Consider the following 14,573-nt stretch of genomic DNA (forward strand, 5'->3'; position numbering starts at 1 on the left):
ACGACGCCCTCGGGGCGGGGCGGCCCTTCCTCGGCGTCCCTGGGTTGGATTACGCCAGTTTTTCTCGCACTGTCCCTGTCGATCTGATTTGTGCCGAAATCGGTGGCATGGTAATCGACTCAGGTTATTGCGCATGAACCTGCTGACCTCGATGCGGTATCTGGCGGCGCTCAACGAGCACCGCCATTTCGGCCGCGCGGCGCTGGCATGCCACATCACCCAGCCGGCGCTGTCCAATGCGTTGCGCGCGCTGGAGGAGGAGTTCGGCACGGTCATCGTGCGCCGGGGCCGCTCGTTCGCGGGCTTCACGCCCGAGGGCGATCAGGTGCTGGCCACGGCCCTGGCCATGCTGCGGGCCGAGGAAGGCCTGCGCCAGGAACTGAGCGCTGCCGCCGGCGCGCTGCGCGGGCAGCTGCGCATGGCGGCCGTGCCCACGGCCATGCCCATGCTCACGCGCTTTGCGGCCCTGCTGCGCGAGCACCATCCGGGCATCACGCCCGTGGTGCTGTCCATGAGCTCGGCCGAGATCGAGAGCGGGCTCGAAGACCTGTCCCTGGACCTGGCCCTGGGCTACAGCGCGCGCATGCCGCCGCGCGGCCCGCGCCTGCAGTCCTGGCCCCAGTACGAGGAGCATTACTACCTGCTGTGCCGCGAGTGCCGCGATGGGCAGGGCGAGGGCCGGCCCTTTGCCTTTGGCGCCGACATCGCCTGGCGCGAAGTGGCCGGCATGCCGCTGTGCCTGCTCACCCCCGACATGCACAACCGCACGGTGATCGACGAGGCCTTCGCCGCCGTGGACATGACCGTGCAGCCCGCCATGGAAACCAACTCCGTGCTGACCCTGGTAATGGCCGTGGCGCAAGGAACGGATGGCATGACCACCGTGCTGCCCGGCGCCATGGTGGCCACGGTGCGCCACATGCCGGGCCTGGTGGCGCGGCCGCTGCGCTCGCCCGAATTGGTCACCCCCATAGGCTTCATGGCCCAGCAGGGCGTGGCGCCCACGCGCGCGCTGCAGGCCGCGCTGCAACTGCAGGACGACGCCGGTTGGCGCGCGCAGTGCCTGCGGCATGCGGGGGCGCTGAAAGACTAGGCGGGTTGTGCAGTCTCTGGCGTGGCGTTCGGCGCGGCATTCAGTGCGGCGCGCACCACGTCGGGCGTGAAGGGCGCGGCGTAGAAGCGCCGGCCGGTGGCGTCGAACAGCGCATTGGCCAGCGCGGCCGGGCCGGGCACCGAGGCCGATTCGCCTGCGCCCATGGGGGGCTCGTCCTGGCGCGGCATCAGCACCACTTCGATGGGTGGCAGGTCGCGGAAGCCGATGATGGGGTAGCTGCCCCATTCGCGGCTGGCCACGCCTTGCTCGTTGAAGGCGACCTTCTCCATCAGGCTGCGGCTCAGGGTCTGGATGACGTTGCCGTGGATCTGGTGGCGCACGCCGTCGGGGTTGACCATCATTCCCGTGTCCTGGCCCACGACCAGGCGCCGCACGGCGATGCGGCCGCTGGCGGGGTCCACGTCGATGTCGATGACCCAGGCGGCCCAGGCCGCGCCGAAGCCGGGAAAGCGGCTGTGGATGTAGCGCGCATAGGCCACGCCGCGCCCGTGAAGCAGGCCGTCGGCGCCGGGGCGGCCCCGGCTTCCCGGCTGGTTTTGCTGCCAGCCCGCGTGGCGTGCCGTGGCCTCGATCAGCTCGACGGCGCGCGGGTCATCGAGGTGGCGAACACGGTAGTCCACGGGGTCGGCGCCGGCCGCATGGGCCAGCTCGTCGATCATGCAATCGTGGGCAAAGGAATTGGGCAGGGCCGAGACGCCGCGCAGCCAGGACGAGCGCACGATGGGCGCCATGTCATGGCAGGTGATGCGCTGGCTGGCATAGCGGTAGGGCGGCACGGCGGTGCGGTCGCCCATCTCCAGCGTGCGCGGCTCGCCCGGGATGCGGCCCGTGAGCAGCAGGGCCAGCAGCGGCGCGTCGTTGGAGGGGTAGCGCACGGCAAAGTCATAGGCCAGCAGTTCGCCCCGGGCATCGATGGCCGCGCTCACGTCCATGAGCTGGGCCGTGCCCTTGGGCTCCCACTGGTGTTCCTGCTCGCGCGTGAGCTGCACGCGCACGGGCGCGCCCACGGCCATGGACAGCAGGGCGGCGTCGGCGCAGACATCGTCGGCGCAGTTGCGGCCGTAGCAGCCGGCCGCCTCCAGGCGCACGATCTCGATGCGGTCCTCGCCCAGTTGCAGCAGGCGGTCCAGGTCGGTGCGCAGCATGTGGGGGTTCTGCGTGCCGGCCCAGAGCTTGAGACGGCCCCCGCTGAAATCGGCCACGGCGCAGGACGGGCCGATGGAGGCATGCATCTGGTAGGGCCAGACGTAGCTGCGGCGCAGTTCGGTGGCCGTACCCGTGCCGACGCCCGCGAAGGCATCGTCCACAGTGCCCTGGTCCACCAGCGAGCGGTGCTGGGCGGGATTGGCTCGTATCGCCGCAGCCAGATCGGATAAGTCAGGCGCCGGCGGCACGGCCTGCCATTGCACGCGCAGCGCGCGCATGGCGGCAATGGCCTGTTCCTCGCGGTCGGCGACCACGCCGACGAAGTCGCCCTCGGTGACCACCTGCACGTTGCCGGGCAGGTGGGCCACGGAGTCGCGCTCCACGGCCACCAGGCAGCGGCCGATGAAGCTGCCGCCGTCGCGGCCCGGGTGCGGAGGGCGGATGACGCGGCCATGGCGCATGCCGGGCACGCGCACATCATGGACAAAGCTCAGCTCGCCCGTGGCCTTGGCGGGGATGTCCACGCGCGCAGCGCCGTGGCCGACGAGCCGGTATTCGCTGGCGGGCTTGAGCTTCACTTCCTGATCGGGCGAGGCCAGCGTCAGCTGCAGTTGCTGGCCGCGCAGCAGATCGCCATAGCCGAGTTCGCGGGCATCGCTGCCATCGGCAAAGCGCACCGCGCCATCCCGCGCCTGGAGCCGGTCCGCCTCCACACTCCATCGCTGCGCGGCCAGCGCCAGCAACTGCTCGCGCGCCTGGGCGGCGGCGCGGCGCAGCGGCACGGCCGAGATCTGGATGCTGGCGCTGGCAATGGTCGGGCCCTGGTTGGGCGCGGCGGCCGTGTGGCCCAGCACCATGTCCAGGCGCGCCAAAGGCACTTCGAGTTCTTCCGCCACGATCTGCGCCAGGGCCGTGCGTATGCCCGTGCCCAGGTCCACATGGCCGTTGAAGGCCAGAGCGCGCCAGCCCTGGGGCGCGGCTTCGTCGGCCAGCACGGCCACGAAGACCTCGGGCGTGGATTGCACATAGTCGGTGGCCGTGCCGGGCTGGCCGGGCGCAGGGCGCGGCGGCGCCACGGGCTGGCGCACCACAAGCAGGGTGTCGGCGCGCGTGAGCAGCTGTGCGTGCAGGGCTTGGGGCTGGGGCAGGTTCATGGGGCGGTGTTCTTCGCGGGCACGCCTTCAGGCGTGCCCTGTGCATGTTATGCACTCCGGGGCCGGCTGCGCAGGGCCGGCCCCATAGGCGCGTTGGCGCGGTGGGATCAACCTGCGGCGAGGGCGTCGGTGTCGGCGATGGCCTGGCCCAGCGGCATCACGGCCGCGTACTTCTGGGCCATGTCGAACAGGTTGGCCTCGTGCGGGCCCAGGGCGCGGTCGCCGCAGCAGTCGGCCACGACCAGCGGGCGAAAGCCCGACTGCATGGCATCGACCACGCTGGCGCGCACGCAGCCGCTGGTCACGCAGCCGGCCACCAGCAGGGTCTGCACGCCGCGCTGGGCCAGCCAGGGTGCGAGCATGGTGCCGAAGAAGGCCGAAGGCGTGCTCTTGCGCACCACGTATTCGCCAGCGGCCGGGGCCAGCTGGGGCACGATGGCGCTGTTGGGGCTGTCTTCCTTCAGGGTCAGCATGCCGGGCACCTTCAGGCAGAAGATGTTGTGGTCGGCATCGTCGTCCGAGAACACGATGCGGCTGTGCGCCACGGGCCAGCCACGCTCGCGCGCATGGGCCAGCAGGTGCTGCGTCTGCGCGATGGCTTCGGGGATGTTGCCGCCGCCGAAGACGGCCGGGTCGGCAAAGCCGTTGACGAAGTCGATGATGAGCAGGCCGAACGGGGCCTTGAGCGGCAGCGGCGTGCCGAAGCCCTGGCGTGCGTAGGCGGAGATGTCGCCCTGCACGCCCTCGGTGGGAACGCTCTGCGCGCCGGTGGCCTGGCCGGTAGTTGTCGTGGTCATGCGATGTCCTTTCCTTGCTTGGACCTTTTGGCGGCGCGCGCCAGTCCTTCCTCGTCCTGCACCACGCCGTCGATGACCGTGGGCTTGCCGTCCAGCGCCACCGAGCAGTGGCGCATGGGGATGTCGATGTGGCAGGCCGTGGTGCGGCTGCCCCCGGCCTCGTTGTTGGGGCCCATGGACCACAGGAAGTTGCCCTCGAAGGCGCGGGCGTCCATGCCGATGTGGGTTTCCTTGTTGTAGTGGGCCAGCATGGACCAGTGGGCGCGCGGCTGCAGCCCCCAGCCGATGTGGGAGACGGCGTAGGCCTCGGGGTCCTCGTAGGAGGCCATGTACTCCTTGAGGATGTCGGCCTGCAGGCCGCCGCTGATGCGCGTGACGTAGCCCTTTTCGATGACGAGTTCGATGGGCTCGGTCACGTAGTCCTTCATGGGCAGCAGGATGTCGCCCCGGTCCAGCACCACGCGGCCGTTGCTCTCGCCCTCGTCGGGCCAGGTCAGCACGAAGCCGCTGGGCCAGTGGTCCCAGCGGCCGGGCTGGTCCACGAAGCCGTATTCGCAGATGGCCGGGAAGCTGCCCAGGCGGCAGCGCAGGTCGGTGCCCGCGGCCGAGGTGATGTGCATCTGCCCGGCCGCCTCGATCAGCTTGGATGCGGCCTGCACGCGCGCGCGGTCGCCCTCGGTGGGCACCAGGCGGCACAGCACCTCGGGCGGCTCCACGGCCAGCAGGATCTTGGTGCCGGTCTGCAGGATCTCGTGCTGCTCGGGCGAGAACAGCAGCGTCATCAGGTCCAGCACCAGGTCGCTGGCCTTGAGCGCGGCGATGGCGGCGGGGTTGCCGGTCAGCGGCGTCGTTCCCAGGTAGGCCAGGGAGTCGCGGCTCAGTGATTTTTCGGCATTGACGGGCGGCAGGTCCAGGCGGTTGACGCGCGCCCCCATTTCGCTGGAGGCGGCAATGGCGCAGCGCAGCGTCTGCGGGTGCGTGTCGGCGCCCGTGAGCACGGTGACGGTCTGGCCGGCTTCGAGCCGGGACAGCGTGAGCACCTGCTTCCAGGCGTGGATCAGATCGATATCGCTGACGGACATGGTCGGCTCCTTGGTGTCGCGATGGATGGGAGTGGGCTGTGGTTGGACATTCAGTCCACCCGCGCGCCGAGGAAATCGCCGAGCGCAGCGTAGAAGCCGGCCTCGTTGTCCCAGGGAATCATGTGGCCGGCGTTGGGCACGCGCACATGCTCGGTCTGGGGTGCCAGGCCTTGCCACTCGGCCACGTCCTCGCTGCGCACCACGTCGCCGCGCTCGGCCGTGACCAGCAGCAGCGGGTGCTGGATGCGGGGCAGGTCGGAATGGATGTCGTCACGGCCGAAGTCCTCGAAGCTCTGCACGATGGCCGGCTCGTGGCAGGTGTGCAGCCACTGGGCGCGCAGCTGGCGCTGCTCTTCGGTCCAGGTGGGGCAGAAGGCGCGCATGGCCTCGGCATCCATGCCCAGCGTGGCCTGGCGGATGGAGTCCACATACCAGGGCAGGGCGGCCGGGTAGGCGCGGCGGCCGGGGCCGGAGACCGGCGGATCGACGATGACCAGGCGCGTGAGCCCGGCCGGCTGGCTGCGCGCGGCGCGCACGGCGATGCGCCCGCCCATGGAGTGGCCGACCAGCGCCCAGCGCTGCAGGCCCAGGGCCTGGGCGAAGGCGGCCACGTCGGCGGCCTGGGCATCGAGGCTGTAGTCCAGGCCCGGGCCGGAGGACGACAGGCCGCGCCCGCGCACGTCCAGCACATAGGTGTCGAACTGGCGGCCCAGGTGCTCGGCCACGAAGCCCCAGGTCACGGCCGGGCTGGTGATGCCGGGGATCAGGATGACGGCGTCGCGCTGCGCGCGTTCGCCCTCGGCGCCGCCGTAGCGCAGGTAGTGCTGGCGGATGCCGTTGGCATGGACGTTGCCGCCGTAGCGGAATGTGCTGGGGGTGCTGGAGGTGCTGGTCATGCGTGTGTTCCTCAGGCCTTGGCTGCGCTGGTGCCGGTGTCGTAGGGGTAGGCGCCCGACAGCAGCGCGCCCGCGCCCGGCACCACGGGGTCCAGCCCCAGTTCCTTGAGGATGGCATAGGTGGTGGCGATGGAGGCGGTCAGCACGGGCTTGCCGGTCTGGGCCTCGACCTGGGCCACGGCCGGCAGCGAGGGCATCTGCACGCAGGCCGACAGCACGATCACGTCGGCGTCGGCGTAGTTCATGCCGGCCACGATGCCGGGCAGCTTGGCGGGGTCGTGGCGGCCCACGTCCAGGTTGTCGGGGATCTCCAGCGCACGCCAGTCCACGATCTCGAAGCCTTCGGCGGCCACGTAGTCCATGACCAGCTGGGTCAGCGGAATCATGTAGGGCGCTACCAGGGCGATCTTCTTGGCGCCCATGACCTTGAGCGCTTCCACCAGCGCGCCGGCGCTGGTGATCACCGGGGCGGTGGCGCCATTGCTGGCCGTGCGCTCGGTCAGGCGCTGCTGCGAGACGCGGTGGTAGCCCTTGCCCATGGCCATGATGGCCACCAGGCAGGCATAGCCCAGCACGTCCACGCGCGCGTCGCTCAGCTCCAGCGCGCAGCGGTCGCTTTCGGCGTCCATGGCGGCCAGTTCCTCCTTCTGGACCTTCTTCATGCGCATGCGGCTGGAGTGGAAGGTGAAGCGGTCCTGCGGGCGCAGCGTGGAGTGGGCCTGCAGCATGGCCGGCACCTCGGTCTCCATGGTGGTGTTGGAGCTGGGGACGATCTGGCCGATGCGGAACGTTTTGGTCATGGACTTGCCTTTGCGAAGTTTCGAGGGTTTCTGATCAGAATCAACTGAGTGTGTACGCTTTATTCTTGCAAAAGACGTGCCGCCTTGCAAATGAGAATTTTCTCGGGGTTTGTACTTATTTGGTGCAGAAATTGCACCAAAAATGGCGAACTTCAATTTATTCTGCCGCCCTATGGTGCATGCGTCGATTTGAAAAATTCAAGCGCATACACCTGAATTAAGTGTTTTGTTGCCTGGCACGCTTCCTGCTCTACACCCTGCAAGGACGCGCCGAAGCAACGGTTGCCCCGTCTGGCTTTCAACATTCCTGCAAGGAGAAAACTGTGTCTCAATCCCCTCGAATCGCCGTTGTCGGCGCCGGTCTCGGCGGGGCTGCAGCTGCCAAGCTGCTGCTCCAGGAAGGCTTCAATGTCCGCGTCTATGAGCAGGCGCCCAGCTTCTCGCGCCTGGGAGCCGGCATCCACGTCGGGCCCAATGTGATGAAGATCCTGCGCCGCATCGGCATCGAGGACGCGCTCAACGAGCAGGGCTCGCATCCCGACTACTGGTACAGCCGCCACTGGCAGACGGGCGACGTGCTGGCCCAGATCCCGCTGGGCGACTACGCCGTCAAGGAATACGGCGCCAGCTACCTGACCGTGCACCGTGGCGACTTCCATGCGCTGCTGGTCGAGGCCCTGCCCGACAGCGTGATGGCCTACGGCAAGTTCCTGACCAAGGTGGAGGACCGCGGCAATGTGGTCGTCATGCACTTTGCCGACGGCACGACCGAGGAGGCCGACATCGTCATCGGCGCCGATGGCGTGAACTCCCGCATCCGCGAGGAACTCCTGGGCCCCGAGCTGCCCAAGTACGCGGGCTACCTGGCCCACCGCGCCGTGTTCCCCACGCCCGAGGTCAAGGCCGGCATGCTGCCCTTCGACGCCTGCGTGAAGTGGTGGAGCGATGACCGCCACATGATGACCTACTTCGTCACCGGCAAGGCCGACGAGCTGTACTACGTGACCGGCGTGCCCGTCGAGAAGTGGGACCTCAACGACCGCTGGCTGCCCAGCAGCAAGGAAGAGATGCGCGAGGCCTTCTCGGGCTGGCATCCCACCGTGCAGGCACTGATCGACGCCACCGTGGAAGTGACCAAGTGGTCGCTGCTCGAGCGCGATCCGCTGCCGCTGTGGAGCCGTGGCCGCCTGGTGCTGCTGGGCGATGCCTGCCACCCCATGAAGCCCCACATGGCCCAGGGCGCCGCCATGGCCATCGAGGACGGCGCCATGCTGGCGCGCTGCCTCAAGGAAGTCGGCGCACACAACCATGAGCTGGCCTTCGCCCTGTACGAAGCCAACCGTGCCGAGCGCGCCAGCAAGGTGCAGCGCATCTCGCACGACAACACCTGGCTGCGCACCAACGAAGATCCGTCCTGGTGCTTCGGCTACGACGTGTTCAACGTGCCCCTGGTCGAGCCCAAGGTCAAGGCAGCGGCCTGATACTCGCTGCCTTGCCGGACGAGGGGAGGGAATCCCCCCCTCCTGTCCGGCCGCAGAACGCCGACATCCTGAACCGCAGCCAAGTTGCAAGAGCCTCGTCCCATGGGAACCCCAGTCCATCCAAGCAGTACCCCCAGCCCCATCCGCCTGCAGGTCAATGCACGCGCATGCGAGGTGCCGGCAGCGCCCGGGACGGCGCTGCTGCATGTGCTGCGCAATGACCTGGAGCTGAACGGGCCCAAGTACGGCTGCGGCCTGGGCGAATGCGGCGCCTGCACGGTGCTGATCGATGGCGTGGCCGCGCGTTCCTGCGTGATCCCCGTGCGGGCGGCCGTGGGCCGCGAGGTCACCACGCTGGAAGGCCTGGGCTCGCGCCAGTGCCCCGGCCCCACGCAGCAGGCCTTCATCGACTGCCAGGCGGCCCAGTGCGGCTACTGCCTCAACGGCATGATCATGACCGTGGAGGCCCTGCTGCGCCGCAACCCCAATCCCACCGAGCAGGAGCTGCGCAACGAGCTGCACCACAACCTGTGCCGCTGCGGCACGCATGTGGAAATCATGCAGGCCGCCCTGCGCGCCGTGCAGCTGCGTGCGCAACGCGCCGCGCTGCAGGCGCCCTCCGGTTTTCCATCTTCCAGCGCGGGCGAGGTCCAGCCATGAGCCCGGCCGGCAACACACCCGCCCTGCCTTCCGACCTGCTGCACGGCCTGGCGCTGCGCCCGCCCGTCGCGGCCTGGGACGGTCTGCGCTACCGGGGCAGCGTGCCCCTGCATGCACGGCTGCAGGACGCCCAGGCCATGGCCGGCGTGGTGGCTGCGGTGCAGCGCGGGCATTTTCTGGGCGTGGTGGCCGTGGCGCCTGTCCATGCCCGGCAGGCCGCTGCCAGCCTGGCCCCTGCCTGGGATGACCGGCAGGAAGCCAGGGCCGCCAGTGCGCCCCGTGCTGCCGACAGAGCCGACAGAGCCGACAAGGCTGGCAAGGCCGACCTGCCCGATGCCGGCCGCTATGTCTGGCGCATGGCGGCGCCCGTGTCTTGCGAGGGTGCCGCACGCGCAGCCGTGTGGTGCCTGGACGGCCATGCCAGCGTCTGGCTGCCGCCCTGTGACGCGGATGTGCAGCAGATGATCGGCCGCGAACTGGCCGCATTGCTGCAATGCCCCGAGTCCGCGCTGCGGCTGTTCAGCCTGCCGGCCACGGCGGCCGGCACCCCGCATGTGCTGGATCTCATGGACGCAGCGGCCGATGCGGCCCTGCTGTCCCAGGCCGTGGGCCGGCCCGTCAGCGTGGCCTGCGAGGCCTGGACTGCTGCGGGCAGCGCAGACAGCCGGGAGCTGGTGCTGCGCGTGGATGCGCAGCCTTCGCAAGGGCTTGAGGCCGACACGGCGGTGCAGCCTCAGCCGGGCAATGCATCGCCGCAGCCAGACCTGCTGCTGTCCGACGCGCCCTGGGCCGTGCGCCCCAGCATGGCGCGCCTGTTGAGCCAGCCCGAGCTGGCGCGCGCCGCGGCCCTGGCCTCCGTGCTCGATGCCGGCGAAGTGCATGAACGCAGGCTGGCCGCCAGCCTGCGGCATGCCGGCGTCGATGATCTGAATGCCGCCCAGGTCTTTGCCCGCGAAAGCCACTGGCATGAGCAGGCGCTGAACCAGGGCCGTGACCCGCTGCAATGGCGGCTGCAGCACCTGCCCGAAGGCCCGGTGCGCGATCTGGCCCGGCAGGTGGCCGAGCGTGCGCAGGCATCGCAGCAGGCACCGTCCCACCAGGGTGCCGATGGCCGCCTGCTGGGCCGGGGCTTTGCCACCGCCCAGCTGCAGACCCTGGATGCGCAGGGCGCCGATCTCCATGCCTGGAGCGCCTGGGTGGCCGAGGTGGCCGTGCACCCGCAAACGGGCGAGATCGAAGTGACCCGCGTCGTGGCCGGCCATGACAGCCGCAGCCTGCAGGCGGCGCAGGCCGCCAGCACGCGGCCCGAGATCGTCCAGCAGGACCCGCAACTGCTGGCCGACGCGCGCCGGCTGCTGGGCGCGGCCCCCGCTTTTGACGACTGGGCAGAGGCCACAGCCTCCGCTGCTTCTTTCGATGTGATCGCCAAGCCCGGCTCCGGCCTGGCGCAACATGTGCCCGGCGATGTCGCGGTCATCCGCCAGGGCAATCTGGCGCTGGATGGCGTGGCCACGCTGCCCGCCGCCGCCGCCATTGCCAACGCCATCCACCATGCGACAGGCGTGCGCCTGCGCGAAGTGCCCTTCCAGCCCGAGCAGCTGCGCCTGGCCCTGGCGGGCGAGGGTGTCGGCAAGCCCGGTGAGGCGCGGCCCGGCCGTGGCTGGGGCTGGCTGGCCGCAGGCGCCGCAGGCCTTGCCGGCATGGCGGCCATGGCCTGGCCGCTGAAGCCGGCCCTGCCGCTGACCGACGGGCCCGATGTGTCCCTGTACTCGCCGCAGGCCCTGGAGCGCGGCCGCCTGGTGGCGGCTGCGGGCGACTGCGTGGTCTGCCACACGGCCCCGGGCGGCGCGGCCAATGCCGGCGGCTTCGGGCTGGAGACGCCGTTCGGCACCATCTACTCCACCAACATCACGCCCGACAACGAAACCGGCATCGGCCGCTGGTCCTACGCGGCCTTCGAGCGCGCCATGCGCCACGGCATCCACCAGGATGGGCGCCAGCTGTATCCGGCCTTCCCGTACACGGCCTTCGCCAAGCTCAGCGATGGCGACCTGCAGGCCCTCTACGGCTACCTGATGTCCCAGCCCGCCGTGAAGGCCAAGGCGCCCGAGACGCAGCTGGCCTTCCCCTACAACCTGCGCCCGGCCATGGCGGGCTGGAACCTGCTGTTCCACGACGCCACGCCCTTCAAGGCCGACCCTGCGCGCAGCGCCGAATGGAACCGGGGCGCCTACCTGGTCGAAGGCGCGGGCCACTGCGCGGCCTGCCACTCGCCGCGCAATGCGCTGGGTGCCGAAAAGACCGGCATCCACTACCTGGGCGGCGGCGAGGCCGAAGGCTGGACGGCGCCCGCGCTCAATCAACTGGCCGGCGGCAAGCTGCCCTGGAGCCGCGAAGAGCTATACCAGTACCTGCGCACCGGCTTCTCGGCCCGCCACGGCGTGGCGGCCGGCCCCATGGCGCCCGTCATCCACGGCCTGGCCCAGTTGCCCGAAGCCGATGTGCGCGCCATGGCCACCTATCTGATGGAACTGCCGGGCCAGGTCCCACAGGCACCACAGGCCGCCCAGGCCGCCCCGGCCATGCCGGCACCGGCGCCAGCCGCCGTGCAGGCGGCGGCGCCTGCGGCCCCACCTGCCAGGGTCCTGGACCGCCACGCCAATGGCGAGCGCATCTACCAGAACGCCTGCGCGGTCTGCCATGAGGCGGGCAGCGGTCCCACATTGTTCGGCGTCAAGCCGCAGCTGGCCCTGAACACCAACCTGCACGCGGCCAGCCCCGACAACCTGGTCCAGGTGATCCTGAACGGCATACAGGCGCCGGCCGACGATGCGCTGGGCTACATGCCCGGCTTCGGGGACAGCCTGGACGACAGGCAGATCGCGGACCTGCTCGGATATTTGCGCGAACGATTTGCACCGGAGGAAAAAGCTTGGCCAGACGACACGAAGACGATTAACCGGCTGCGCATGCAGGCACAGGCGCATGCGCACTGAGGGCGGCAATGGGCAGCAATGGGCGGCGGCATGGGCGATGCCGCGGATATGGACACCTTGCCCTGGAATCTCTCCAGGGCCTGGGTCCTGACATCTGATGCTGGGGACGGGTGATGGGCAACAACGGACGGCGCTGTCGATGTGCAGCCTGTCCGCAATGCGCCCATCGCCCGGATGCAGAGACCGACATCCTGAATTTTTTCATCGGGCCATGGAGATGGCGCCGAGGGAGCGGTTCGCTCCGGATGTGTGAAGGGTGGAAGGCACGGCAGGAGACGGCAACACAAGCTGAACGGCCTTGCCTGGGAAAAGACAGATTCAACAATTGCGATGGCTAGAAAAGGAGTCCCTGCATGTCATCTACATACATTTCGGTGGAAAAAGGCATCCAGACAGCGGGTGTCGGCAAGTTCCAATATCGGCTGTTCGTCATCTTCGGGCTGGTCTGGCTGGCCGACGCCATGCAGGTGCTGTCCATCGGCTTCAGTGCGCCGTCCATTGCCAAGACCTTCGGCAAGACCGTGCCCGAGGCGCTGCAGACCGGCACCTTCTTCTTCATCGGCATGCTGATCGGTGCCTTCGTCTTCGGCCGCCTGGCCGACCGCATCGGGCGCCGCCCGGTGCTGATGATGGCCGTGGTGATCGACGCCTTCGCGGGCGTGGCCTCGGCCTTTGCGCCCGAGTTCGCCTGGCTGCTGGTGCTGCGCTTCATCACCGGCATCGGCGTGGGCGGCACGCTGCCCGTGGACTACACCATGATGGCCGAGTTCCTGCCCAGCGACCGCCGCGGCCGCTGGCTGGTGCTGCTGGAATCGTTCTGGGCCGTGGGCACCATCTTCCTGGCCATCCTGGCGCTGGTGGCCGTGTCCTGGGGTGACGATGCCTGGCGCGTGATCTTCTTCGTGACCGGACTGCCGGCGCTGATCGGCGTGGTGCTGCGCTTCTACATCCCCGAGTCGCCCATGTTCCTCAACCGCAACGGCAAGTCCGAAGAGGCGCGCAAGGTGCTGCAGCGGGTGGCCAAGGTCAACGGCACCAACGCGGAAATCCCCGCCCTGCAGCCTGAAAAGCAGGAGCGCAAGTCCATCCTCGCGCTGTTCAACGGCGGCCTGCGCCGCCGCAGCCTCTCGCTGTTCCTGGCCTGGGCGCTGATCTCCATCGCCTACTACGGTGTCTTCGTCTACCTGCCCGTCAAGCTCAGCAGCGAGGGCTTCGCCTTCATGCGCGGCCAGGTCTTCCTGGTGGTGCTGGCCCTGGTGCAACTGCCCGGCTTTGCGCTGTCGGCCTATGGCGTGGAACGCTGGGGCCGCAAGCCCACGCTGATCGGCTTTTTGCTGCTCAGCGCCGTCGGCTGCATGTTCTACAGCCTGGGCTCGTCGCCCTTCGTGGTCATCGGCTCCACCCTGCTGATGAGCTTCTCGCTGCTGGGCACCTGGGGCGCGCTGTACGCCTTCACCCCCGAGGTCTACCCCACCGACCTGCGTGCCAGCGGCATGGGCATGGCCGGCGCCGTGGCGCGCTTCGGCGGCCTGTTCGCCCCGGCCATCATTGCGCCCATCATGGCCACCCACTTCACCCTGGCGCTGGCCGTGCTGTCTGCCATGCTGGTGGGCGGCGCCCTGTCGATCTGGGCCGTGGATGTGGAATCGCGCAACCGGGCGCTGGATTGATGACGGCCTGAGCTGACTGAAAGGTCGGCTCAGCAAAAAGGCCAGAAGGATTTGTCCTTCTGGCCTTTTTTTTGGGGGGAGGCTGCAAGGGCTCAATCCGCCTCGCCACCTTCCAGCATCTTCTTGAGCAAAAAATCCAGCGCCAGGCGCTCGGCCGGATTGAGCTTGCCGTAGGTGCTTTCGGTGATCTGCTTGGCGAAGGGCTCCATGTCGCGCACCAGGTCCTGGCCGGCCTCGGTGAGGTTGATGACGACCTTGCGGCGGTCGATGCGGTCATGGTCCACCTGCACCAGTTCGCGCTGCTTGAGCCGGTCCACCACACCGCGGATGGTGGCCTGGTCGATCACGGTGGCCTTGACGATGTCGGCCAGCGAGCTGCCGCTGTTGTCGCGCACGGAGCACAGCACCACGAATTGCGCAGCCGTGAGCTGCGAGTCGGGAATGTATTGCTGGAAGAGTGCAGTGTGGCGCTGATAGACACGCCGCAGCAGGTGGCCGATCTGGTCTGAAAAATGATAGCCATCCTGTGGCGTCATGGCTGATGGCTGGTGGTTCATGGTGCGCGAGAGCTTATCAAAATTCACACCAAATACCGTGTGATTTGCGACAAGCCGGGCGCATTTGCCAAGTGGCGCAAACCCGCGCTGGCTGCGGCATCCGCAAGACCTGGGGCAGCAGGCGCAGCACTGCCCGGCGGCTCATTTGCCGATTGAATGGCGCAATCATCCGTTTGAATTTGACGGCTTGCCCGGCAGGCCTTGAAATGGCATGAGAGAC

Annotated in this window: 11 protein-coding genes; 5 read left to right on the forward strand and 6 right to left on the reverse strand. The window is 68.9% G+C overall.

Features of this window, described 5'->3' with window-relative positions; translation table 11 throughout:
• Nucleotides 1-133 precede the first annotated feature (133 nt).
• Nucleotides 134-1,093 carry a LysR family transcriptional regulator gene (locus tag DTS01S_RS17600; RefSeq protein WP_061288240.1) on the forward strand — a complete coding sequence of 320 codons (960 nt, stop codon included), beginning with the start codon at nucleotides 134-136 and terminating at the stop codon, nucleotides 1,091-1,093.
• On the opposite strand, the gene DTS01S_RS17605 is transcribed toward DTS01S_RS17600, so the two are convergent.
• From DTS01S_RS17605 to DTS01S_RS17625, 5 genes are all read right to left on the reverse strand, one after another.
• Entirely contained in the window at nucleotides 1,090-3,414 is a 2,325-nt protein-coding gene (locus DTS01S_RS17605) for a xanthine dehydrogenase family protein molybdopterin-binding subunit (protein WP_061288241.1), read from the reverse strand. The genes DTS01S_RS17600 and DTS01S_RS17605 overlap by 4 nt on opposite strands.
• A 107-nt stretch (nucleotides 3,415-3,521) precedes the next feature.
• Entirely contained in the window at nucleotides 3,522-4,211 is a 690-nt protein-coding gene (locus tag DTS01S_RS17610; protein ID WP_061288243.1) for an N-carbamoylsarcosine amidohydrolase, read from the reverse strand.
• Nucleotides 4,208-5,293, reverse strand: coding sequence for a M29 family metallopeptidase (locus DTS01S_RS17615; RefSeq protein ID WP_012203775.1), 1,086 nt, complete (start codon nucleotides 5,291-5,293; stop codon nucleotides 4,208-4,210). Before DTS01S_RS17615 ends, DTS01S_RS17610 begins: the two co-directional genes overlap by 4 nt.
• Before the next feature lie 50 nt (nucleotides 5,294-5,343).
• The gene (locus DTS01S_RS17620) at nucleotides 5,344-6,189 is read right to left on the reverse strand and encodes an alpha/beta fold hydrolase (protein ID WP_061288245.1); all 846 of its coding nucleotides are present in this window, start codon (nucleotides 6,187-6,189) and stop codon (nucleotides 5,344-5,346) included.
• Nucleotides 6,190-6,200: 11 nt separating this feature from the next.
• On the reverse strand, nucleotides 6,201-6,989 hold the full coding sequence (locus DTS01S_RS17625) for a maleate cis-trans isomerase family protein (RefSeq protein ID WP_012203777.1): 789 nt from the start codon (nucleotides 6,987-6,989) through the stop codon (nucleotides 6,201-6,203).
• Nucleotides 6,990-7,312: 323 nt separating this feature from the next.
• Here DTS01S_RS17625 and DTS01S_RS17630 point away from each other — a divergent pair, with 323 nt between their 5' ends.
• The 4 genes from DTS01S_RS17630 (at nucleotide 7,313) to DTS01S_RS17645 (ending at nucleotide 13,796) form a co-directional block, all read left to right on the forward strand.
• Entirely contained in the window at nucleotides 7,313-8,470 is a 1,158-nt protein-coding gene (locus DTS01S_RS17630; protein ID WP_016449030.1) for an FAD-dependent monooxygenase, read from the forward strand.
• 102 nt (nucleotides 8,471-8,572) lie between these two features.
• Nucleotides 8,573-9,130 carry a (2Fe-2S)-binding protein gene (locus DTS01S_RS17635; protein ID WP_012203779.1) on the forward strand — a complete coding sequence of 186 codons (558 nt, stop codon included), beginning with the start codon at nucleotides 8,573-8,575 and terminating at the stop codon, nucleotides 9,128-9,130.
• Nucleotides 9,127-12,126: a cytochrome c gene (locus DTS01S_RS17640; protein WP_061288247.1), complete on the forward strand. Its 3,000-nt coding sequence runs from the start codon at nucleotides 9,127-9,129 to the stop codon at nucleotides 12,124-12,126. The genes DTS01S_RS17635 and DTS01S_RS17640 overlap by 4 nt, the downstream gene beginning before the upstream one ends.
• A gap of 353 nt (nucleotides 12,127-12,479) precedes the next feature.
• Nucleotides 12,480-13,796: an MFS transporter gene (locus DTS01S_RS17645; RefSeq protein ID WP_061288248.1), complete on the forward strand. Its 1,317-nt coding sequence runs from the start codon at nucleotides 12,480-12,482 to the stop codon at nucleotides 13,794-13,796.
• Between the two features lie 92 nt (nucleotides 13,797-13,888).
• On the opposite strand, the gene DTS01S_RS17650 is transcribed toward DTS01S_RS17645, so the two are convergent.
• Nucleotides 13,889-14,332 carry a MarR family winged helix-turn-helix transcriptional regulator gene (locus DTS01S_RS17650; protein WP_016449026.1) on the reverse strand — a complete coding sequence of 148 codons (444 nt, stop codon included), beginning with the start codon at nucleotides 14,330-14,332 and terminating at the stop codon, nucleotides 13,889-13,891.
• Nucleotides 14,333-14,573 lie beyond the last annotated feature (241 nt).

Source organism: Delftia tsuruhatensis NBRC 16741 (assembly GCF_001571325.1).
GTDB classification, from domain to species: domain Bacteria; phylum Pseudomonadota; class Gammaproteobacteria; order Burkholderiales; family Burkholderiaceae_C; genus Comamonas; species Comamonas tsuruhatensis.

Coding starts and splice junctions, on each gene's coding strand:
- DTS01S_RS17600 (WP_061288240.1), top strand. CDS start 134: ATGAACCTGCTGACCTCGATGCGGTATCTGGCGGCGCTCAACGAGCAC.
- DTS01S_RS17605 (WP_061288241.1), bottom strand. CDS start 3,414: ATGAACCTGCCCCAGCCCCAAGCCCTGCACGCACAGCTGCTCACGCGC.
- DTS01S_RS17610 (WP_061288243.1), bottom strand. CDS start 4,211: ATGACCACGACAACTACCGGCCAGGCCACCGGCGCGCAGAGCGTTCCC.
- DTS01S_RS17615 (WP_012203775.1), bottom strand. CDS start 5,293: ATGTCCGTCAGCGATATCGATCTGATCCACGCCTGGAAGCAGGTGCTC.
- DTS01S_RS17620 (WP_061288245.1), bottom strand. CDS start 6,189: ATGACCAGCACCTCCAGCACCCCCAGCACATTCCGCTACGGCGGCAAC.
- DTS01S_RS17625 (WP_012203777.1), bottom strand. CDS start 6,989: ATGACCAAAACGTTCCGCATCGGCCAGATCGTCCCCAGCTCCAACACC.
- DTS01S_RS17635 (WP_012203779.1), top strand. CDS start 8,573: ATGGGAACCCCAGTCCATCCAAGCAGTACCCCCAGCCCCATCCGCCTG.
- DTS01S_RS17640 (WP_061288247.1), top strand. CDS start 9,127: ATGAGCCCGGCCGGCAACACACCCGCCCTGCCTTCCGACCTGCTGCAC.
- DTS01S_RS17645 (WP_061288248.1), top strand. CDS start 12,480: ATGTCATCTACATACATTTCGGTGGAAAAAGGCATCCAGACAGCGGGT.
- DTS01S_RS17650 (WP_016449026.1), bottom strand. CDS start 14,332: ATGACGCCACAGGATGGCTATCATTTTTCAGACCAGATCGGCCACCTG.